Annotated in this window: 15 protein-coding genes and 1 tRNA gene; 11 read left to right on the top strand and 5 right to left on the bottom strand. The window is 38.5% G+C overall.

Features of this window, described 5'->3' with window-relative positions:
• Positions 1–81: 81 nt before the first annotated feature.
• A tRNA-His gene (locus tag B9Y87_RS17585) sits at positions 82–157 on the bottom strand.
• A gap of 237 nt (positions 158–394) precedes the next feature.
• Here B9Y87_RS17585 and B9Y87_RS17580 point away from each other — a divergent pair.
• Positions 395–2,479, top strand: a complete 2,085-nt coding sequence (locus tag B9Y87_RS17580; protein ID WP_085500283.1) for a tetratricopeptide repeat-containing sensor histidine kinase — start codon at positions 395–397, stop codon at positions 2,477–2,479.
• Here B9Y87_RS17580 and bshB1 read toward each other — a convergent pair.
• The 4 genes from bshB1 to ccsA form a co-directional block, all read right to left on the bottom strand.
• On the bottom strand, positions 2,476–3,198 hold the full coding sequence (bshB1, locus tag B9Y87_RS17575) for a bacillithiol biosynthesis deacetylase BshB1 (protein ID WP_085500282.1): 723 nt from the start codon (positions 3,196–3,198) through the stop codon (positions 2,476–2,478). The two genes, B9Y87_RS17580 and bshB1, sit on opposite strands and share 4 nt — an antisense overlap.
• Before the next feature lie 98 nt (positions 3,199–3,296).
• A complete protein-coding gene (locus B9Y87_RS17570; protein ID WP_085500281.1) occupies positions 3,297–4,469 on the bottom strand; it encodes a trans-sulfuration enzyme family protein in 1,173 nt (390 codons plus the stop codon).
• A 53-nt stretch (positions 4,470–4,522) separates the two neighbouring features.
• Positions 4,523–5,932: an MATE family efflux transporter gene (locus tag B9Y87_RS17565; RefSeq protein WP_085500280.1), complete on the bottom strand. Its 1,410-nt coding sequence runs from the start codon at positions 5,930–5,932 to the stop codon at positions 4,523–4,525.
• A 156-nt stretch (positions 5,933–6,088) separates the two neighbouring features.
• Positions 6,089–9,265 carry a cytochrome c biogenesis protein gene (ccsA, locus tag B9Y87_RS17560; RefSeq protein WP_085500352.1) on the bottom strand — a complete coding sequence of 1,059 codons (3,177 nt, stop codon included), beginning with the start codon at positions 9,263–9,265 and terminating at the stop codon, positions 6,089–6,091.
• Between the two features lie 428 nt (positions 9,266–9,693).
• Between ccsA and B9Y87_RS17555 the strand changes: the two genes are divergently transcribed.
• The 10 genes from B9Y87_RS17555 (at position 9,694) to B9Y87_RS17510 (ending at position 23,620) form a co-directional block, all read left to right on the top strand.
• Positions 9,694–10,458: a Rossmann-like and DUF2520 domain-containing protein gene (locus B9Y87_RS17555; RefSeq protein ID WP_085500279.1), complete on the top strand. Its 765-nt coding sequence runs from the start codon at positions 9,694–9,696 to the stop codon at positions 10,456–10,458.
• On the top strand, positions 10,442–10,969 hold the full coding sequence (locus tag B9Y87_RS17550; RefSeq protein ID WP_085500278.1) for a KdsC family phosphatase: 528 nt from the start codon (positions 10,442–10,444) through the stop codon (positions 10,967–10,969). Before B9Y87_RS17555 ends, B9Y87_RS17550 begins: the two co-directional genes overlap by 17 nt.
• 4 nt (positions 10,970–10,973) lie before the next feature.
• Entirely contained in the window at positions 10,974–11,561 is a 588-nt protein-coding gene (locus B9Y87_RS17545; RefSeq protein WP_085500277.1) for a Maf family protein, read from the top strand.
• Positions 11,562–11,596: 35 nt separating this feature from the next.
• Complete coding sequence (locus B9Y87_RS17540; RefSeq protein WP_085500276.1) at positions 11,597–12,547, top strand: septum formation inhibitor Maf; 951 nt, start codon at positions 11,597–11,599, stop codon at positions 12,545–12,547.
• A 5-nt stretch (positions 12,548–12,552) separates the two neighbouring features.
• Entirely contained in the window at positions 12,553–13,101 is a 549-nt protein-coding gene (locus tag B9Y87_RS17535; RefSeq protein ID WP_085500275.1) for a mechanosensitive ion channel domain-containing protein, read from the top strand.
• Positions 13,102–13,179: 78 nt separating this feature from the next.
• The gene (locus B9Y87_RS17530) at positions 13,180–15,690 is read left to right on the top strand and encodes a PIG-L family deacetylase (RefSeq protein WP_085500274.1); all 2,511 of its coding nucleotides are present in this window, start codon (positions 13,180–13,182) and stop codon (positions 15,688–15,690) included.
• A gap of 118 nt (positions 15,691–15,808) precedes the next feature.
• Positions 15,809–17,515 (top strand): sodium:solute symporter family protein, encoded by a 1,707-nt coding sequence (locus tag B9Y87_RS17525; protein WP_085500273.1) that lies wholly within the window; start codon positions 15,809–15,811, stop codon positions 17,513–17,515.
• 237 nt (positions 17,516–17,752) lie between these two features.
• Positions 17,753–18,793, top strand: coding sequence for a LacI family DNA-binding transcriptional regulator (locus B9Y87_RS17520; protein ID WP_085500272.1), 1,041 nt, complete (start codon positions 17,753–17,755; stop codon positions 18,791–18,793).
• A 175-nt stretch (positions 18,794–18,968) separates the two neighbouring features.
• The gene (locus tag B9Y87_RS17515) at positions 18,969–22,016 is read left to right on the top strand and encodes a SusC/RagA family TonB-linked outer membrane protein (RefSeq protein WP_085500271.1); all 3,048 of its coding nucleotides are present in this window, start codon (positions 18,969–18,971) and stop codon (positions 22,014–22,016) included.
• 2 nt (positions 22,017–22,018) lie between these two features.
• Positions 22,019–23,620 (top strand): SusD/RagB family nutrient-binding outer membrane lipoprotein, encoded by a 1,602-nt coding sequence (locus B9Y87_RS17510; protein WP_085500270.1) that lies wholly within the window; start codon positions 22,019–22,021, stop codon positions 23,618–23,620.
• Positions 23,621–23,652 lie beyond the last annotated feature (32 nt).

Raw genomic sequence — 23,652 nt, 5'->3', positions numbered from 1 at the left:
TGTGATGTTTTGTAAGTTCCCCCAAAAACCAAACATTAAATCACAAAAAAACCCTGTCATTTCTGACAGGGTTGTATTTCTGGGTGGAAGACCGGGTTCGAACCGGCGACCTCTGGAACCACAATCCAGCGCTCTAACCAGCTGAGCTACAACCACCATTTGTAAGCGGTGGCAAAGATAAATCTTTAGTTCTATCGCACAAAATAATTTTCTGCTTATTTTATATCATTTCGTAAAGGACTCATTTAGCGAAATATACGATAATTCTCCGCTCCAATTATCGACCAAATACTCATTATACTGGATGAAACACACAAAAAACCGCACTTTCACAACATAAATTAGCCTATATTTTAAAGGAAAGATATTTTTATCCACAGTTAAATTAAGATAAATGTCTTTTAAAGCATCGTATATAAGCTCGCGGGAGATTAAATTAAAATTAACGGTATTATGGTTACTCCTCTTCCTATGTGGCGTCAACTTTGCCCAAGAAACCTCCATTCGGGAATTAAGGCAAAAAATTACCAACATAAGAAGTCAAAATAAACAGGTAAATAAAGATACCCTATATATTGGATTGTTAATGGAACTGGGGGCCAAACTTAGATTTTTGAATCCCGATAGTCTCTTATTACTTTCCAGTGAAGCCCAGAAATTAAGTAGCAACATTGATTATAAAAAAGGTGTTAGTGAAGCTTTATACAACCTAGGAACCTATTATTCAGATATGGGTGAGCATTCCAAAGCAATAGATAATTATGAAATGGCATTGGCCAATGCCAAAAAGTACAACAATCATGACTTAATATTAAGGGTGGGCAATGAATTGGCGAATGAAAACGTATATAGCGGGAATTATTCAACGGCCTTGCTCGGCTATTTAGAGAATATTAAATTGGCACAAACCTATGGCAACAGTAAAATGGAGTCCATACTTTATGAAAATGTTGCGGACTTATATGCTACCCAAAAAGATTACGATCAGGCCCTATATTTCTATAATAAGGTTGAAAAATTAAACTTAAAAATAGGAGATGACATCAGCTCTGCAGAAACTATGAGCAATGTAGCTTCAATTTATGCCGAAACTGGAGATTTTCAAAATGCCCTTTTTAAAATAAACCGTAGCATTAAAATTTTTGAACAAGGTGAGGTATGGGACTGGCTGGCCTATGCCTACGAGGTTAAGGGCAAGGTATACCTAAAACAACAGCAATACACCAGGGCATTATACTGGTATAACAAAAGTGTAGAGCTACATGAAAATCTTCAAGATGATCGCGGAATTATAGATTTGTACAACGGGATGGCCGAAGCGAATTTTGGATTGGAAAAGGACAGTATTTCACAGAATTATGCGATGATGGCCTATGAAATATCCACAACCATTAAGTCTATGGAGGGCATTAAAAAATGCTCCAATACCCTATACAAAGTTTATAAGAATCAGGAGAACTATGCTGCGGCCCTTAAATATCATGAAATTTTCAGGCAAATATCGGATACCTTGTCCAGAGATGGGAACAAGATGAGTATGGCGATGCTGAAAACCGAAATAAGTCATAAGAATCAGCAGGAAGCATTGGTATCCAAAAATGAAAAAGCTTTGGCCAAACAACGTCTCTATATCTATATAGCCGTGCTGTTTGTAATCATTATGGGCGCTATAGCATTTTTAGTGGCAAGGGGACAAAAAATCCTGAAAAAACTAAACAAGGAACTAGAAAGCCAAAAGCATGATCTTGAACAAAGGGAGGCTGAATTATGGGAGACCAATAATACCAAAAACAAACTTTTTTCTATTATAGCCCATGATCTCCGAGGCCCAATAGGTGCTTTGGAGGGACTATTAAAATTACTGAACAGTGGCGATATTAAAGAATCGGAATTTAAGGGGTTTATACCCAAATTAAAGAACGACGTGAATAGTATTTCCTTTACCCTGAACAATCTACTTACTTGGGGCCAATCGCAAATGCGGGAAGCCACCACAGACCCTACCAATGTAGATTTAAATACGCTTGTTGAGAACAATATTAATTTATTAAGTGAATTGGCATTTACCAAAATGATTACCATGGATAATTTAATCGTCAACAAGGCCATAATCTGGTCCGACGAAAATCAAATGGACATCGTTATCAGAAATCTTTTGAGCAATGCCCTAAAATTCACTCCCAACAACGGACACATAACCATTGGATACGTGGACAGGTTGGATTATTTGGAAGTATTTGTTAAGGATAATGGCATAGGTATGGACGAGTATGTTCAAGAACAAATACTATCAAAAAATACCAATATCACCACCTATGGTACCAATAACGAAAAGGGAACCGGGCTTGGTCTATCGCTCTGCAGCGAAATGGTCATTAAAAATGGCGGTACCTTATGGGTCAAGAGTGAAATTAATGAAGGTTCTACCTTCTATTTTACTGTTCCCAAGGGAAAAAAGCAATTCCAAAAATCGGCCTAAATAAGGCTATCAAGGCTTTTAACGGCAACGAATCTTTCGGTAGTAAAACCTTCCCCATAGCCTATACCGATCATTCTACCCAAGTCCCTTGACCTATACACTACGCTATCTATAAAGTTTTTGCTACTAATTGGTGTTTCAGGTTCCTTACTTTTAGGATCATAAAATTGGGAACTATAAGCCATTATTGCCTGTACTTTTACGTCTATATATTCCGATACATCCACTACAAAGTCCGGTTCAAGGTTTTTCCATTGAATGTAATGATGCACCAATTTTGGTCTCCAGGCCTCTTGCCATTGGTCCTCCCCGTCAATTTTGGTATCTATTTTTATAAGTCCGCTTAGGAAGCAGGCGTCACTTACCAATTTACTACCCTTGGCATGATCTATATGCCTATCTTCAATAGCATTGCATAGGACGGTTTCGGGCCTGTACTTTCGGATCATTTTTATCACTTCCAACTGATGCTGTCTGTCATTTGTGAAGAAACCATCGGCAAATTCCAGATTTTCACGTACAGCAACCCCTAAAATATTAGCAGCTGCCGCGGCTTCCTTATCCCTAATTTCGGCAGAACCACGGGTACCCAATTCCCCACGGGTCAAATCTACGATACCTACTTTTTTGCCATTGGCCACTTCTTTTGCTATGGTAGCCCCTGCCCCCAATTCGGCATCATCAGGATGCGCGCCAAATACTAATATGTCTAATTTCATTTAATCTATGTCTACTATGTTCCTGAAAGCTTTCAATTACACTCTGGCACATCTCCACTTTCTTTAATATTTTCCTCGAATAATAGGCGAAAATAAACCTAAACGGCCAGTTTACTTTCTTTTCTTACTATTTCCAAAGCCTGTTCCAAATCTGCAATTAAATCCTCTGTTTCTTCTATTCCTACAGAAAAACGGATCAACCCATCTGCAATTCCTTGTCGCTTTCGCTCTTCGGCACTTAAAAGGGAATGTGAGGTTAAGGTTGGGGAAAGTACCGTGCTTTCCACCCCCGCCAAACTCATGGCCGGTTTTATTAATTTTAATGACTTTTGAAATTGTGAAGCATTAAAATCGGCATTTAACTCAAAGGATAGCATGCCCCCGAAGCCCTTCATCTGTTTTTTAGCTATGTTGTGGTCTGGATGCGAGGGTAGACCAGGATAATATACGGCAGATATATCTTTGTGCCCATACAGATATTCGGCCATTTTTTGTGCATTTGCATTTTGGGCCCTAACCCTGATTCCCATGGTCTTAATGCTCCTTTCCAATAGCCAAACGGTGTAATCGCTAAGACTACCCCCAAAATTTTTGGCCAAACTGAATATCTTTTTAATATTAGCTTCTGTTGAAGCTACGGCTCCAGCACAAATATCGGAATGTCCACCCATGTATTTTGTAGCGCTATGGATTACCACATCTATGCCAAAATCAACAGGATTTTGATTCACCGGACTGGCAAAAGTATTGTCGATCATGGATATAAGACCATGTTTTTTAGAAAGGTCGGCCACTGCCTTTAAATCTGTAATGTTCAATAACGGATTGGATGGGGTCTCTATATAAATTACCTTGGTATTTTCCTTAATTTTTGCCTCAAAGTCCTCAGCCTTAAAACCATCGGTAAAAGAGTACGATATCCCAAACTTTTCAAATTCTTCAACTATGAGATTGTAGGTGCCGCCATAAATGATCTTTTGTATTACAATATGGTCCCCAGCCTTTAAAAATGCCAAGAGGGAAGTACTGATTGCGGCCATACCGCTTCCAAAAATCAATGCCGCTTCGGCATGCTCCAGGGCCGCTATTTTTTTGGCCAAGGCCACTTGGTTGGGAGTGTTGAAATATCGTGGGTAGCGTTTAACATCAATATCCTCAAAGGCATAGGCTGTTCCCATGTACAAAGGTGAAATGGCCCCTTTGAACTCCTTGTCCTCCAGCTGTCCGAAATGGGTACAGATGGTATTAAGTCCCTTTTTTTGCTGTTTCATGCTATCTATTTAAATTGATTAAGACTAATGGTGGATAAAGTTACAAAAATAGCTTATACCTTAATTTCTTTCCATTTACCCTTTTTGAACAGTATATAACTAACTAGGGTTAGCAAAACCTCGGCTATTGAAATGGCTAAAAACACCCCAATAGCCCCAAACTTAAAAGTCATAGCCATTATATAAGCAAAAGGAAGCTGTAGCACCCAAAATATTAACAAGTTAATCTTAGTAGGGGTATTTGTATCCCCTGCTCCATTAAATGCCTGTGTCAATACCATACCGTAAGCGTAAAACACATAGCCTGCAGCAATAATTTGTAGGCACAGAGTGCCATATTCTACAACTTGTGGAGTGCTATTAAAGGATAAAATGATATTTTCTGCAAAGAATAGGTAAATCAAGGAAATAGAAAACATAAAGATGGCATTATACTTGCCAGTTTTCCAAACAGATTCTTCGGCCCTATCTGGTTTATTGGCTCCCAAATTTTGGCCGACAAGCGTGGCGGCCGCGTTGCTCATTCCCCACGAAGGCATTAAGGAAAACATTATAACCCTAATAGCAATGGTGTAACCTGCCAAAACTTCACTTCCAAATTCGGACATAATCCTCATTAAAAATATCCAACTAGACGTACCGATCAAAAATTGGGCAATACCGCCAGCTGACACTTTAATGATGTTTGTCATCACTTTAAAGCGGATTACTATATCCGAAATGCCAATTTTGATCTTACTCCATCCAAAGAACAAAATTATCAATTGAAACAAAACTGCAGTACCCCGGCCAATGTTGGTCGCTATTGCAGCGCCCATAACTCCGTATTCAGGAATTGGTCCCCACCCAAAAATAAAAATTGGATCAAGAATGATATTTAGACCATTGGAAAGCACCAAGATCCACATGGCAACCGAGGCATCCCCTGCTCCCCGAAAAATGGCATTTATTAAGAAAAGCAGTAGTATAGTGATATTACCTCCGATCATCAATTGGGTGTAACCATGGCCCTCTTCTATTAGTTCTGAACTTCCGCCCATTAAACCGAGGATTTCCTTGGAATATATAGCTCCAAATATTCCAGTAATAATAGCTACGGTAATTCCCAGTATGATAACCTGTACCGCCGATTCCCTAGCTCCCTGAAGATTTTTTTCACCAACCCTTCTGGCCACAATTGCCGTTGCAGCCATACTTAAACCAATGGCTAGGGCATAAATCAATGTAATTACCGATTCTGTGAGACCTATTGTTGCTACTGCATTAACGCTAACCCTGGATACGTATGCAATATCTACCAAAGCAAAAATAGATTCCATTAACATTTCCAATACCATAGGTATGGAAAGCATAAAAATCGCTTTTCTGATACTTCCAGAAGTAAAATCAGTATCCTTGCCGGTCAAAGCTATGATGAAGTACTTGTATAATTTACCTAAGGTAAGTTTGTTAGCGTCCGGCATGAGTAATGAATTGTGTTATGTGAAGAAAATAAACACTGTCAATAATCAAAAATCCACCAAATGAATTCTTAATATTCCATCTAAGATATCTAAAGAAACATAATCGCTTTACTTCATATTAAAACATAATTGCTTTAAAATTAGAAAAGTTTAAAGTTACTTGGTATAATATTTTTTATTACACCAGTAACTTACCGCTCCCAATAGCAATACCCCGAAAACGGTATAATAAATAAAAGTGGGCGTAATCACCTGTGCCCCACTGGCATAACTATGAAGTCCTACTAAATAGAAATTCACCCCAAAATAGGTCATCATAATACTTCCAAAGGCCACTACACTGAGAAAATTGAACATCCATTTACCACGTAGGCCTGGAATTAACCTGGTATGAATTACAAAGGCATAGATCATTATAGAGATCAAGGCCCACGTTTCCTTTGGATCCCATCCCCAGTAGCGACCCCAACTTTCATTAGCCCATTGTCCTCCCAAGAAATTGCCTATAGTCAGCATAACCAGACCTACCGTTAAGGAAAGTTCATTGATGATGGTAAGCTCCTTGATGTTCAGGTCCATTTTTTCCTTATTCTTACTATTGGTCATGATGATCAACAAAAGACTAACTACACCCAAGATCATGCCCACGGTTAGGGGGCCGTAACTACCAACTATTACCGCAACATGGATCATTAACCAATAACTATCCAAGACCGGCACAAGATTGGCTATTGATGGGTCTACCCAACTCTGATGCGCAATCCACAACAGCATGGATGTCACAAAAGTAGCCGCGGCGACCGTCATATTACTTTTCTTGCTGAAAAGAAGCCCCATACCCAAAGTGGCCCAGGAAACATATAGGATACTCTCATAGGCATCGCTCCAAGGAGCATGCCCGGATATGTACCAACGCATTCCCAATCCAAGGGTATGTACGATAAAAAACACATAAATTAGGACTTTGATCCCGGCAATGCTAAAACGAAGAGCTTTTCTATCCTTAATAATTTGGAATACCAGTAGCACAAACATTAGGAGTCCCACCAAGGCATAATACTTATATAGCTTATTATAAATATCTGCCTTATTGTAGAATACTTCCGCATTAATTTTGCTTTCAGAGGGCAATACCTCACTACCGTGGTTTTCTTGGTTCTTTTTAAAGGCGGCCAACAATTTATCGGCTTCGGAATAGTCGCCAGATTTTACTGCCTTCTCCAAGCTCATTAAATAGAAGGGAACGGCATTCTTTATAAAATTGGCATATAGGGAATCCGATACCTGATATTGGCCTCCCCTATATTCCACGGCCGAGATCCATTTATTATTGTCGTCATTGAGCAACGGAAATATCTTGACTATTTCACCTCCCAAAGCCCTGTTCAATAGCACCAAACGTTCATCCAAACTCTTGAAATCTTTTTGGAATTGGTTTGGGGTATTGGTGGCATAGGCTTCCTGTAGGTAAGAACTTAATTTGTATTGCCCTTTTTCATCAAAGAAATCTGTAGCCTTTGCAAATTTTTTGCCATGTTCCAGACCTATTATCTTACGGATACTGTCATTTTGCCCTTTTTTATCCAAGGCAATAAATTCGGCGTAATACCAAACTCTTGGATTTAGCATCATGGATAGAAATACCTGATCGGAATTGAAATCGGTATATTTATCCTTAAGACTTAGTTTTCTCAACAATTCGGAAGAAAACGTATTTATGGGTTTCATTCTTCCACCGGCATCCTGAATTACAAGTTTCCCAAAAGAGGCAGCATGCTCCTTGGATGGGGTCATGGCGTGCAACAACGAATCTACCTGCTGGGCAGTAGGGGTATTGTCATGTGCATGTGAATCTGTCTCTACATTATCCTGCGCCATTGTATTTAATGTACTTCCTAGGATAAATAGTACAGCCAATTTGGATCTTTTATTTTTTAGTTTCTCCAAGGAAGCACCCAAACTTTTAAACCTGGTCTTACCATAGAACATAATACCCATGAGTCCGGCATACAATAAAAAATACCCGATATAAGTTATCCAAGTACCCCAAAAATCGTGGTTTACGGACAATATTGTTCCTTTCTCATCTTGGTTAAAACTAGCTTGAAAAAAGCGATATCCCTTGTGGTCCAAAATATGGTTCATGTAAATATCGTAGTCGAAAGGACGTTCGTCCTCAATGGTTACCTTACTCATAAAGGAGGCATAGCTGTTTTCGGTTCCCGGATGTTTCTCGGCAATAAAATCATTTAATTTAATTCCAAAAGGCAAGGTGTACACCTTGGAACCGTACGAAAGGTTAAAGTCCAAACCTCCTACCTCAAATTCCCCGGAAAAATTGGCCACACCCTTTGCTCCCAACAATTTTTTGCGGACAGTTTCACCATTGCTGCTAATATCCACTATCAAGGCATCCAGGTCATTTTCCGTTTTTTCGTTCTCTGGAATGGAAATTACCCCATAGGAACCTTTGGTAATAGGTTCGGGAATTACAAATTGCATGCCTGCAGTAGTATATAAAGATCTTAACTGCAGGGTTTGAAGGCTGTCTTTGAACAATTCTCCCTGCAATTGATCGGCCATTCTCATAAACTGTCCTTCGAAAGGGGATTTAATCTGATAATTACCATCGGACTCAATAATATTGATAGCTCCTTCGGTCATTTTGTTCAAGGAAAACAAAACATTGTGTATACTGCTAACCTCCCCGCTTTCCAAATAATGCTCATGACGTTGTCCGTCACCTGCTTCTACAATTTTTAAATATTCCTTCCCATTGGAATCTTCGACCAAACCTTCTTTTGCGCCTTCAATAAATCCGGCATAGGATATGGTAAATGGTTGTCCATTAAAATCGGAATTCCAGGGCAAATTGGATTTGATAGCTTCCGTGGTAACCAATATATCGTCTTCTAAAATCTTCCGTTTGGGCTCGTTGCTTATTTCCCCATCCACATAAACGGTAAGGTAGGTTTTGTCGGAATAAAAAACATTTTCCGTGTTCCCTTCCCTTATTGGCATCATTCCTTCAAAACTTATATACCGGGTAACAAATGCTCCAAGTATTATTAAAATCCAAGAGAGATGTAATAACAGTATTGCCCATTTTTCCTTTTTTAAAAGATTATAGCGATTAATATTCCCAATAAAATTAATAACAAAAAATACCATGATGGCCTCGAACCACGTAGTGTTGTAAATCCATATTCTTGCGGTTTCCGTACTATACCAGCTTTCTATAAAGGTACCAAAGGCCATGGCAGTAGCGAAAACAATAAATAAAACAGCCATTAAACGTGTGGAAAAGAAGATTTTTTTAAGGAGTTCAATCATTTTGGCAAGAAGGTTTGATTTAAACATGCAAAAATACATTTTTATAGGAGTTTAATTATTAAATGTTTTGTTAATTGAGTAATTACCCACCAAACGGGATTGGAATGCTCTGATGTTTACCGATATAGTTTTATATTGCCTGTCTGCCAACGGCTATATCCTTTTACTCTGGGATTCATATCCATGGTTTAGGTGATAAAAAATTATATAAATAAATTCCTATTAAGACTATGCAGTGTTTTGCTATATAAAGGGAGCAAGTAGTATTTCTACATCTTAGTTTAAATTTGCAGCAATTCATTTCAGTAAGTACTTGCCGTCAAAATAGGTTAACATTGGCCGCCCGTTTCAAACGTAGTCAAACATCGATATTCAAAAAACTTATCGCCCATAAACCTTTAATTTTGATTTAATATTTACTTTTGACTATGATATCTATAGTTTTACTGGGAACTGGCAATGTGGCCAAGCATTTGTACGATGTCTTTACGGGTGTTGAAGAAATAAATGTGCTACAGATAATAGGCAGGAACGAAGACCACCTCACCCACTTTAGGAATAAGGTTGCTACGGGGACGGATTTCACTAAGATTACGGACGCGGATATTTATATTATTGCCGTAAGTGATGATGCCATTGCCCATGTGGCTTCTTATCTAAAGGAGAAAAAAGGTTTAGTGGTCCATACCTCTGGAAGTGTTGCCTTAAATTCTCTGGGAGATTTAAATCATAGAGGGGTCTTTTATCCCCTGCAGACCTTTAGTAAGGCCAAAACTATAGATTTTAAAAAGGTACCAATCTGCATAGAGGCCGAACATAAAATCGATATCAACCTATTAAAGAAATTGGCAGGACTCATTAGTTTGGAAGTACAGGAGATAACGAGTGAGCAACGGAAAGCGCTTCACCTAGCGGCAGTATTTGTAAATAATTTCGCGAATTATCTTTTTTCGATAGGCCACGACATTTGTGCTGAAAATAATTTGCCATTTTCCATGTTGAGGCCTTTAATTAAAGAAACCGTAGATAAATTAGAAGAGCTATCTCCCACAGAAGCCCAAACCGGACCGGCAAAAAGAAACGATGTGAAGACTATGGAAAGCCACTTAAATCTGCTAAAAAATAAAAATTATCAGGATATTTACAGCTTGTTAAGCAAATTGATAGGAGAAAAGTATGGACAAAAGTTATAAGGAGCTGCTACAGGACATAACCACTTTTGTATTTGATGTGGATGGTGTATTTACAGATGGCAAAATTATGATCACCTCAGACGGTGAAATGTTAAGGACTATGAATGTTCAGGATGGTTATGCTGTAAAGGTGGCCATTCAACAAGGTTATAATATCTGTATCATTTCTGGTGGTACCAACGAAGGCGTTAGGTTAAGATTAAGGGGCTTGGGAGTTACCGACATACATATGGGGGCCCATCACAAAATAGACCCCTTTGACGAATATTTGGATATATACAATATAAACCCACAGCATGTTCTCTATATGGGTGATGACATCCCCGATATCCCCCCTATGAGATTGGCGGGTATTCCCTGTTGTCCACAAAATGCTGTCCCTGAAGTAAAGGCCATATCTAAATACATTTCGCATAAATACGGTGGAGACGGCTGTGTTAGGGATGTCATAGAACAGGTTTTGAAAGTGAGAGGGCATTGGGCCGAAAATTTTAGCGCCAAGAACGATTAACAATATGCCCAATAACAAGCTAAAGGAATATCGCATAATTCTTGCCTCCGCCTCTCCCAGAAGACAGCAATTCTTTAGGGAAATGGAAATAGATTTTATTGTAGATCCAATACATATTCAGGAGATATATCCCGATCATTTAAAGGGTGCGGAAATTTCGGATTATCTGGCAGAATTAAAAGCTGGCGGATATCCAAAAAACTTAGCGCCCAAGGATATCCTCATCACTTCCGATACCGTGGTTTGGCATTACAATATCTCATTGGCAAAACCTGCCGATGAAAAGGAGGCGTTTTCCATGTTAAATACACTCTCCAACGATTGGCACGAAGTAATTACCTCTGTTTGTTTTACCACGAACAAAAGTCAACAAACTGTAAGTCAATCTACAAAGGTGAAATTCAAGACATTGAGCCATTGGGAAATTGAAAATTATATTCAGAACTATAATCCGTTCGACAAAGCTGGGGGTTATGGCATACAGGATTGGATAGGCCTTATCGGGATTGAGGAAATACAGGGTTCTTATACCAATGTGGTAGGATTGCCGACCCAATTGGTTTACAAAACGTTAATGGCCATGGTAGGTTAGCTTATTTTGAATAATTTTAGAAAAAATTATATCCTATGCAACGTCTGTTTACCTTCATTTTTGCACATATTTTATTGTTATTGGTTCTTATTAGTGCATGTAAGGAAAATACTAATGATTCCGAAAATATTTCTTTGGACGGCAATGATAAGGAAATTTCCGAGCCTAAATTGGTCAAAACTCCCTTATCCGAAGAGTTCAAAGAGTATTGGTATACAGGGAAAGCCGAAATAACTTCTTATACATTGGAACAGGCCCGTTACGGTGAACTGAGGGATGGCAAAGCGGTTTTAATTTATGTTACCGAGCCTTTTTTAGCGGACAAACAGGTGAAAGCCGATCAATCAAATTCCAATAACGTTTCTGTATTGAAACTTAATAGTACTAAGAAATTCTTAACCGGTATCTACCCCTACTCTATAATGAACAGTAGTTTTTACCCTGTATCGGATAATCAACACGCCATTAAACTAACCGCCTCGGTTCAGGAATGGTGTGGTCAGGTATTTTCGCAATTGAACAACAGGGATAAATTTGAGATAAAATCCTTTTCCTATTTTGAGAGCGAGGGGGATCAAACCATTACTTTGGACAAAACGCATTTAGAAAATGAAATATGGAACAAAATAAGGATCAATCCAAGCAACCTTCCGGCAGGCAACATTAAAATTGTGCCTTCCATGGAATATTTGCGCTTGGCGCACAAACCTTTAAAAGCTTATGATGCCAATGCTGAACTCAGTACTACAACGGATCTTTACACTTATAAAATGGATTATCCAGAATTGGAAAGAACCTTGGAAATTAGCTTTTCCAAATCCTTCCCACATACTATTGAAAATTGGTCCGAAACTTATAAAAGTGGATTTGGACCCAATGCCCAAACACTAACTACCAGGGCAACAAAAATAAAAACATTAAAAAGGGCTTATTGGCAGGAAAACAAAAATAGTGATGTATTTTTACGCGACAGTTTAGGATTATAGATTTTATGGATACACTATTTTTTGAATACAAGAACGAACTCTTGGGGACGGCTATATGTTTGTTGGTCCTATTGATATTGAAGTATCTAGGCACTAAAGCCATAAAAAAAGTTGGAAAGATTAGCGATATCAATGAGGTACGTACTAGGTTGATCATAAAATACTCCACTGTAGGCCTTACTACCTTGGGAATAGTGGCGCTCATTCTTATTTGGGGTGTAGAAATGAAAGACATCGGTCTTGTATTTTCCTCAGTTTTTGCCGTAATAGGAGTGGCCCTTTTTGCCCAATGGTCCATATTGAGCAATGTTACTGCCGGGGTTATACTATTTTTCTCGTTTCCATTTAAAATTGGGGATAAAATAAAAATAATGGATAAGGAAATTGAATTGCCAAATGAAGTCTATCTGATAGAGGATATAAGGGCATTTCATATCCATCTTAGAAGGAATAACGGGGAACTTTTTACCTACCCAAATAATATGATGCTTCAAAAGGCCATAGCTCTGGCACAAACCTATGAAGACTCCTTGGAAAGGAGTGAAGTACTTTAAGGTGTTAAAGTAGTTGTAAAAATTACAGCTACGGATTTTATATTTTTATATTTGGGAACCAACTAAAACTGTATAAATATGCGCCTTCCTTGGGTATTCTTTTGGGGGATACTACTTTCTTGCCAACTTATTGACGCTCAGGCACCAAAAAAAAATACTTCCTCGGACATCTATCAATCCATTCAAAAATTGAATTTTTTGGGGTCTGCCCTTTATATTGCCGCACACCCCGATGATGAAAATACAAGGTTAATTTCCTATTTATCCAATGAAGTAAAAGCCAAAACAGCCTACTTATCCCTCACCCGTGGTGATGGAGGTCAAAATTTAATAGGTTCCGAACTAAGGGAATTGTTGGGAGTTTTGCGCACCCAAGAGTTATTGGCTGCCAGGCGTATCGATGGCGGGGAACAGTTTTTTACGAGGGCCAATGATTTTGGTTACTCCAAGCACCCGAATGAAACCTTAAAGATTTGGAATAAGGAGGCCGTGTTAAGTGACGTTATTTGGATTATTCGCAATTTTAAGCCAGATGTTATCATTAATAGATTTGACCACAGATCCCCAGGTTCCACACATGGCCACCACACCTCTTCTGCCATGCTTAGTTATGAGGCCTTCGATTTGGCCAACAACCCTAATATATATCCGGACCAACTAAAAAGTACGGACGTATGGCAACCAAAAAGGCTATTTTTTAATACTTCATGGTGGTTTTATGGAAGTGAGGACAAATTTCAAAAAGCGGACAAATCCAAAATGATAGATCTTGATGTTGGGGTCTATTATCCCTTAAGAGGCGTATCCAACAACGAAATAGCATCACTTGCCAGTAGCCAGCATTTGTGCCAGGGTTTTGGAAGATTATCAACACGGGGTAGTGAGAACGAGTATATAGAACTTTTAAAGGGCGACCTCCCCCAAAATAAATCCGATATTTTCGACGGAATAAATACGACATGGTCGCGTGTTGAAGGTGGGGAAGCTGTTGGGAAGATTTTATATGAAATTGAAAGAAATTTTGATTTTACCCAACCAGCAAAACACCTGCCGCAACTTATTGAAGGATATAAGGCCATTTTGAAATTACAGGACGAGCATTGGAAAAAAATTAAAAAAAAGGAGTTGGAGGACATTATCCAAGCGGTTTGTGGACTTTATTTGGAAGCAACAGCCGAAGAATCCAACACCTATCCCGGAAGTACTATCAGTATAAATATTGAAGTTTTGAATAGAAGCAATACCGACATTAATCTATTAGCTGTTTCCACCGGCCCGGATAATCGTATAAATAAAAATATCGCCCTAAAAGAAAACAAGAAAGAGTTATTCCAAATAAATATAAATGTTCCAAGCAATAAGGACTACACAAGTCCCTATTGGTTGAACAATAAAGGAACTACTGGAATGTATACGGTAAAGGACCAAAACCTAATTGGAAAACCGGAAACTCCCAATGCCTTTGAGGTAAATTTTGAAATGGAATTCAACGGATTCGCCATAAATATTACAAAACCGGTTGTTTACAGATACTCCAAACCGGATAAGGGGGAAATATACCAACCCTTTGAAATATTGCCAGAGGCAACGGCGAGTTTTAAGGATAAGGTGATTATTTTTGCCAGTTCCGAACCCAAGGAAATTCCCGTTACAATTAAAGCACTTAAAGACAATGTAAAGGGGGAACTACAGCTGTGCTTTGGAAAGGGTTGGAAAGTTGATCAAGAAATAAAATCCTTTGAAATTGGAAAAAAGGGAGACCAACGAATATTGAATTTTATATTAACACCCCCTGCCAATGAAGATGAAAATTATATTTCCCCAATTGTAAAAGTGGATGGTAAGGAAATCTCGAAAGAATTGATAGAAATATCCTATGACCATATTCCCAAACAATCTGTGCTGTTGCCTTCCGAAACCAAAGTGGTGAGACTGGACATTAACAAGAATGGGGAAAATATAGGATATATAAACGGGGCTGGCGATGAAATACCCGAAAGTCTCAAACAAATAGGATATAAGGTAGAATACATAGACCCTAAAACCATTCAAGCTGGTTCCTTGAACAAATATGATGCTATTGTTGTTGGTATAAGGGCGTACAACGTGGTGGATGAATTAAAATTTAAGCAGCGCTATTTATTGGATTATGTAAAAGAGGGTGGCAACCTAATTGTTCAGTACAACACCGCTGGTAGAAATGGATTGGACATGGATAACCTTGCCCCCTACCCTTTATCCATTTCACGTGATAGGGTTACGGATGAATCTTCCAATGTGGACATACTGGCTAAATCGCATGCCTTAGTCAACTATCCCAATAGAATAACCCAAAACGATTTTAATGGCTGGGTTCAGGAACGTGGTCTGTATTTTCCGGATCAATGGTCCAAAGAGTTTACCCCAATACTTTCAATGAACGATGAAGGTGAAGCAAGTTTAAATGGTAGCCTTTTAGTTGCACCATACGGGAAGGGGAACTATATTTATACGGGATTGAGCTTTTTCAGGGAATTACCGGCCGGTGTAACAGGTGCTTTTAGACTGTTTGCCAATATGCTTTCCCTAAAACAGGAAAGTCAAAAATAAAAAACAAGAATAGTTATGTTCGAGAAATTTGATTGGAAAAAGGAGTATACGCTAGTGCTAGTACTGAATATCATCTATATAATTGTTTTTTATTTAATAATGACAGGAAACCGATAAAATGGCTGCAATAGATTGGATTATACTTGTCGGAACCCTTATTTTCATTGTTGGATACGGGGTTTGGAGAACAAAGGGAAGTAAGAACGTAACGGACTATGTCCTTGGTGGTCACGATGCCAAATGGTGGACCATAGGTCTTTCCGTAATGGCTACACAAGCAAGTGCAATAACATTTTTGTCCACTCCTGGACAGGCATTTCATGATGGAATGGGATTTGTTCAATTTTATTTTGGCCTTCCATTGGCCATGATTATAATATGTCTTGTTTTTGTGCCCATTTATCATCGACTCAATGTATATACCGCCTATGAATTTTTGGAAAATCGCTTCGATCTAAAAACAAGGACGCTGGCGGCCTTATTATTTTTAATTCAACGTGGTCTTGCCGCCGGTATTACCATTTTTGCACCTTCTATTATTCTTTCGGCCGTATTGGGCTGGGATTTAAGAACCCTAAATATTTTAATAGGTATCCTTGTTATCATTTACACCGTTTCTGGGGGTACCAGAGCTGTGAGTGTTACACATAAACAACAAATGTTCATTATAATGACCGGAATGTTTATTGCCTTCTTTTTTATACTTGGTTATTTGCCGGAGGACATTACTTTTAGCAAGGCATTGAAGATTGCCGGGGCCAGTGATAAATTAAATATTTTGGACTTTAGTGTCAACACCACAAGTCGCTATACCTTTTGGAGTGGAATTACGGGCGGACTATTTCTTGCCCTGGCCTATTTTGGAACAGATCAGAGTCAGGTACAAAGATATCTTTCCGGAAAAACTGTAAGGGAAAGTCAGCTTGGACTAATTTTCAATGGATTGCTAAAAATACCAATGCAATTCTTTATTTTACTAGTGGGTGTAATGGTATTTATTTTTTTTCAGTTCAACCATTCTCCTTTAAACTTTAATCCGGCTGCTACCAGTGCCATAATGGAATCCTCCTATTCCGAAGACTATAAGATATTGGAAGAAGAACATTTAGTCTTAGAGAGCGAAAAAAGAATGGCTCAAAATAAATTCTCCGGAGCCTTGGATCTTAAGGAGTACGATGCTATTGAAGATGCCAAACAACATATTGTAAGTATCAATAATAAGGACAAGGAAAATAGAAAGGCGGCCCAAGCACTAATTTCTTTGGCCGATGATAGTGTGGAGACCAATGACAAGGATTACGTGTTTATCCATTTTATTTTAAATTTTTTACCCAAGGGACTAATAGGTCTATTATTGGCAGTTATACTTTCGGCGGCCATGTCCTCTACCGCCTCCGAATTGAATGCTTTGGGAACGGTTACATCTTTGGATTTATATAAGCGAAACAAGAAAGGTGAATTTACCCAGGCACATTATGTAAAGGCCTCAAAATTATTTACCCTTTTGTGGGGTGTTATTGCCATTGCTATTGCTTGCGTGGCCAACCTATTTGATAACCTCATTCAATTGGTCAATATTATAGGGTCCATATTCTATGGAAACGTTCTAGGTATTTTTCTGATTGCCTTCTTTTTTAAATTTATTAAGGGCAATGCCGTCTTTGTAGCTGCCTTAATAACCCAGTGCATCGTAATTATAGGTTGGAGTTACGACTGGATGTCCTATCTGTGGTTAAATGCTTTTGGGTGTTGTTTAATAATCATATTGGCAACAATATTGGAAGGATTTGACCGTCTTTTAAAAAATCCCCCAATAGAGGCATAATATTAATCTTCATTTTAACGGTCTTGTATTGGACCTGAACCCGTAATTAAACCACCAACGATCCATTCTATGACTGAATTTGGGTAGGTTTAATGGTGTGTAGACAATGAAATTTTATCAAGTCCACGAAATATTTAGGTGATTTGATAGGATTATTTATATATTTAATGTTAGCAAACTGTTAACATTTGCTTCTTATGCCAAAAATTCTGTTCTCGTATCTACTACTATACTATAATGATTAAGGAGAAATACACTATAAAGGACATAGCCCAAATGGCAGGTGTTTCCAAGGGAACGGTAGATAGGGTATTACACAAACGAGGTAAGGTCTCCAAACATGCTTTTGAAAAAGTTGATAAGGTACTTAAGGAGATAGACTATAAGCCCAATCCAATTGCCAGGAACCTTAAGAGAAACAAAACCTATAGTATACATGTTCTACTTCCCGACCCCAATAAGGATCCTTATTGGATTCCTGCCAATGAAGGCATTATAGAGGCTTCAGATCAATTTACCCCTTTTGGAATACTTATAAGGAAATATTTTTACGACCCTGCCGAGAAATCTTCCTTTATGGAGCAATCAGAGGAAGCTATTCGGTCAAGACCCGATGTGCTATTAATGGCACCCATCTTTGAAAGCGAATCACAAGTGGTTTTGGGACAGTGTTGTGAAGCCAAAATTCCGGTGGTTTTGTTCAATAATCATATTAATTGCTTTAAGGAGCAAATTTTTATTGGCCAGGACCTAAAACAAAGTGGCAGGGTTGCAGCAAGTTTAATGGAGAAAATAATTGGAAAGAATGATGGCATAGCCATAATCCATATCAATAAAGAACCCCATATGCAATCCAAGGAAAATGGGTTTATAGAGTTTTTTAAGGAAAGGTCGGATAGCAAACACATTATGGTTTCCAAAACTTTTAATTCGGCCGAAAAAAATTGTTTTAACCATGAAGTTTCCCAATTTATAAAAAGCAATCCTGAAATTAATGCTTTTTTTGTAACCAATTCAAAGGCGTATATGTTGGTCGAAGCATTTCAGGAACTTAAAAAAGATGATGTGGTCATTATAGGATATGATTTATTAAAGCCCAACATTATGCATCTTGGGCAAGGGAATATAAAGTTTTTAATTCACCAAAAGCCTAAAAGACAGGCCTTTCTGGGTGTCAATTATTTGGCAGAACATTTTCTTTTTGGAAAGTCCTTACCTCCACACGAATTCCTTCCTATAGATGTTATTACTTCAGAAAACGTTCATTACTACCTTTAAATAGGTTGATAAAACAGACAACTAATCAAGATCGACCTTAAAATAATTAAGGTTTTATTCAATGTGCTCGAACACATTTGTGCCCTTACTATTTGTTTTATTAAAAAAAAAGATTAATTTCACTCTTAACTTAATATTAACATACAACTAATTTATTAACTCAAACAACTTTATTATGGTCAAAAAATTGCTATTATTTTTTGTACTAGTGTTCGGAGCCTATCCGTTACTGGCGCAAAGCAAAACGGTGACAGGTACGGTCACTGATGCTACGGATGGTTCCCCTCTACCAGGTGTAAACGTGCTTGTACAAGGAACCACAACTGGATCTCAGACTGATTTTGATGGAAATTATTCCATTGAAGCAGCAAGCGGTGATGTATTGGTATTTTCATTTCTTGGAATGAAAACCCAATCGGTAACTGTAGGTGCATCCAATACTATTAATGTATCTATGCAGGAAGATGCGGAACAACTGGGCGAAGTGGTTGTAACTGCTTTGGGTATCACAAAAGAACAGCGTAAAGTTGGTTATGCCGTTACCACTGTTGATGCTGAAAATTTCACCAAGGCTAGAGAAGTAAACGTTGCCAATTCTTTGGCTGGACGTGTAGCTGGGGTTAACATCAAGGGTACTAGTAGTGGTCCAGGTGGAACCTCTAAAATTTTCTTGCGTGGTCTTTCAAGTACATCTGGAGGATCTCCTTTATTTGTCATTGATGGGGTCCCTTTAGATAATACACAACGTGGTAGTGCCGGCCAATGGGGTGGTGCCGACGGCGGTGATGGTATTGGAAACATTAACCCGGATGATATCGAAAAAATGACCGTTCTTAAAGGTCAGTCTGCATCTGCTTTATATGGCTCTAGAGCTTCAAATGGTGTTATTCTGATTACAACTAAAAAAGGAAAAAAAGGCTCTGATTGGGAGGTTTCATACAACACTAATTATACAGTGGAGCAAGGTGTGGATTTTACAGATTTTCAAGAGGAGTATGGCCAAGGTGTTGGTGGTATAAAACCTGCTACTGCACCTGACGCGCGTACGACTGCCAGATCATCTTGGGGAGCCAAATTGGATGGTAGTCAAGTGGTGGGTTTCGATGGAAACCAATACACTTATGATGTTGCCAAAAACAATTATCTTGATTTCTACAGGACTGGTAGTAATTTCACGAATACTGTTGGAGTCACCAAAGGTTTAGGGGATGGATCGTTTAGAGTATCAGCCTCTTATTTGGATGCTAAGTCCATAGTGCCGAACAGCGGTGTAAAAAGATATAATTTTATGTTTAGTGCCGACCAGAATATTACCGATAAACTTAATGTTTCTGCCAAGGTGACTTATATTGATGAACAGACTGACAATCGTCCATTATTGAGCGATGGTCCAAAAAATCCAAATAACTTTTTGTTTTTGGCACCTAATGTGGATCCTACGATTTATGCTCCTGGATTCGATCCTGTTACGGGGGCGGAAACTGTATTTAGTGATGATATCTACGTTACCAATCCTTATTTTATTTCTAACCAAGGAGTAAATGATTTTGGCAGGAAAAGAACTATCTCCATATTGTCTACAAAATATAATTTTACTGATAATATATATGCCATGGTACGTATGGGTAATGATGTTGCCCATGATTCGGATTTTCAAGTGGATCCTTGGGGATTGGCATACACTGGCGATTTAAAAGGTGGTTTGGGTCGAAAAGGTCAATCTGAAACCTCTGAATTTAATTTGGAAGGTTTGTTGGCCGGATCTTTCGTTATTACTGATGACTTTGAATTGGACGCCTTATTAGGGACCAATTTAAGAAAAAACAGATATGAAACCGTTGGCGTAGGTGGTGGACGTTTTGTTCTGCCATATTTGTATACTCCCGCAAATACGGAGACTCAATCAAGAAGTTATGGTTTTAATGAAAGGGAAGTACAGTCGGCTTACTATTCCTTGGATTTTAGTTATAAGAGATATTTAACGTTAAGTACAACTGGACGATATGATACGTATTCGACCTTACCTGCTGGAAATCGCGATATCTTTACCCCTTCTGTGACAGGTGCGTTCACCTTTTCGGATCTTATAAATTCAGAAAGTCTTTCGTATGGTAAATTTAGGGCATCCTATGCAGTTACTAGTGGAGAACCGGCGGATCCTTATTTAACACAGGTTTATTACAATTCTGGGAACACTTTTAATGGAATACCTACAGGTTCTTCCCCTACTAGTTTACCTAATACGTTAAAACCATTTACTATTAGTGAGTATGAATTTGGCCTCGATGTCAAGTTTTTTCAAAATAGATTGGCATTTGATATTTCTTATTTTGATAAGAAAACCAAGAATGAGATTCAAAATGCTCAATATTCTATTTCATCAGGGTTTTCTTCTGGTGTAATTGGAAATGGATCTGTTCAAAATAAAGGTTTGGAAGTTTTGGTTACAGGTGTTCCTATTCAGAATGATGATTTCTCATGGACAACTTCATTGAACTTAACAACTTTGAAAAATGAGGTATTGAAAACAGACTTGGCCGACAACCCCATTAATTTAGGACAGAATAGAGGTACTTTAGGCAATGCCGTTACCTCGTTTGTAGTTGGTGAGGCCGGCCCCCAGATCAGAGCATACGACTATACCTATGATGCCAACGGTAACATAGTAGTAGATGCGGCTGGGCTTCCTGTACGAGGAGAATTTAAGAATTTTGGTTCGGTCCTACCAAATCTTTACGGAGGCTGGAATAACGACTTTAATTACAAAGGATTCAACCTATCCTTTTTGATAGATTATAGTTTTGGAAACAAAGTGCTTTCTGCCACCGAGTACTATTCTACTTGGAGAGGTTTGAACAAAACGACCCTAGTAGGTCGTGAAGGTGGGGTAACCACCAACGGGATTACAGCAGATGCAGAAGCATATTATAAGGCTCTTGCTCAAAATATTACCGGTACAAGTGTTGTTGATGGAGACTTTATTAAATTAAGACAATTAGTATTGGGGTATTCTTTGCCATCAGATTTGTTTCAAAATACAAATGTACTTAAAGGCGTAAATATCTCCTTGGTTGCTAGAAATTTGGCTATCCTTATGAGGAATGCTAAGAATATTGACCCTGAGAACAATTTTGGCGCCAATATTAATTATACTGGTATTGAAGGAACAAGTTTGCCATCTACTCGTAGCATAGGGTTAAATGTTAATTTTAAATTACAATAATTATGAAAAGATATCTTAATATATTTTTTATAGGGTTCTTACTGATTTTATCATCATGCGATGATAATTTCGATGAAATAAATACTGACCCCAACAGAGCAGGTGCGGATATATTTGATCCCAACCTAATTTTGCCAAATGTTCTGGCAGGATATGCCAATACCACAGTAGGCTACAGCGGATCTATTTTGTTCCAGAGTATGTGGACACAAACTTTGGCTTCCACCACGACCGGTGGTGCCAATTACTATTCCAATGGGGACAAATATGTAGCTTCAGGGAGTATAAATTCCTATATCCAGAATGTTTGGAACAGTGATTTTGCTAATGCATCTAGGGCAGACCAAATGGAGAAATTATCCAGTGAAAATCCAGATTTGGTCAACTTGCAGGCTTTGGGTAAAATGATGAAAGTCCTGAATTTATCATTCATTACTGACATTTATGGTGATATTCCTTACTCTGAAGCATTAATGGCCGAAGAAGGTATTACACAACCGGTATATGATAAGCAGGAGGTACTATATCCGGCAATGCTTCAAGATTTGGAATCGGCTTTAAATGCTATGGACGCATCTCAAAGGTCACCTACCAATGATCCTCTTTATGCTGGTGACATAAGCAAATGGCGAAAATTTGGTTATTCATTGATGCTTAAACTTGCAATGAGAATGGTGAATTCCAATCCCACTGAGGCTCAGTCCTATTTGGCCAAAGCCTTGGCTGGCGGAATTTTCGCAAGTACAGCGGATGAAGCCGTACTTCCAATGGATGCTGATAATTTTCCTAACACCAATGCCAATTCCTTAAGAACTGTTGATGATACTTATGAAGTTCGTTGGAGCAAACCACTGATAGATTATCTAGTTGCCAACGATGATCCACGATTAGGTATTTCTGCCGAAGTTCCTCCAGCTGGCTTGGCTGCTAACTTCGATCCTAATTCTGTTGGAGATTCGGATCCAGCTATTCAAATAGGGTTGCCAAATGGTTACGACACCAGTGGTGGTGCTACGGATATAAGCAATCACCCGGATTTTCCTGGGCCATCTGGAACAGGAGATGACGAAGCCAAAATTGGTAATTATTCCAGACCTACAGGTATCTATAGGGAAAGAAGTGCACCTATTTTTATTCTTACCTATGGAGAAATACAATTACTATTGGCCGATGCTGCCGCGAGAGGTTATACGACTCCTGGAAGCGCTGCCCAACATTATAGCAATGGAATAGTAGGGGTTATGCTTTCAATGAATTCCTTTGGTTCAGCTACCCAATTAACCGAGGCAGATGCCCTTGCCTTTGCTGCCGCCAATCCTTTGGATGTAAGTTCCACTGAAGCATCTTTGGAGATGATTAATAAACAATTTTGGGCTTCAACTGGGCTTATGGGTAATTTTGTTGAAACCTGGAACAACTGGAAAAGAACAGGTTACCCTGTTTTGACACCTGTAAATTTCTCAGGGAATTTCTCAAATGGTCAAATTCCTTTACGACAGGTCTATCCTTCCTCAGAAAGCAGTAACAACCCAGATAATTTTAATGCTGCTGTATCCAATATGGGCGGAGATACATGGACCACTAAAATGTGGTGGGCAAAATAATAGATTTATATTGCTTTGAATCACAATTTTAT

The sequence above is a fragment of the Arenibacter troitsensis genome (assembly GCF_900177645.1).
Classification (GTDB): Bacteria; Bacteroidota; Bacteroidia; order Flavobacteriales; family Flavobacteriaceae; genus Arenibacter; species Arenibacter troitsensis.
This window is presented reverse-complemented; position numbering and strand designations above follow the sequence as displayed.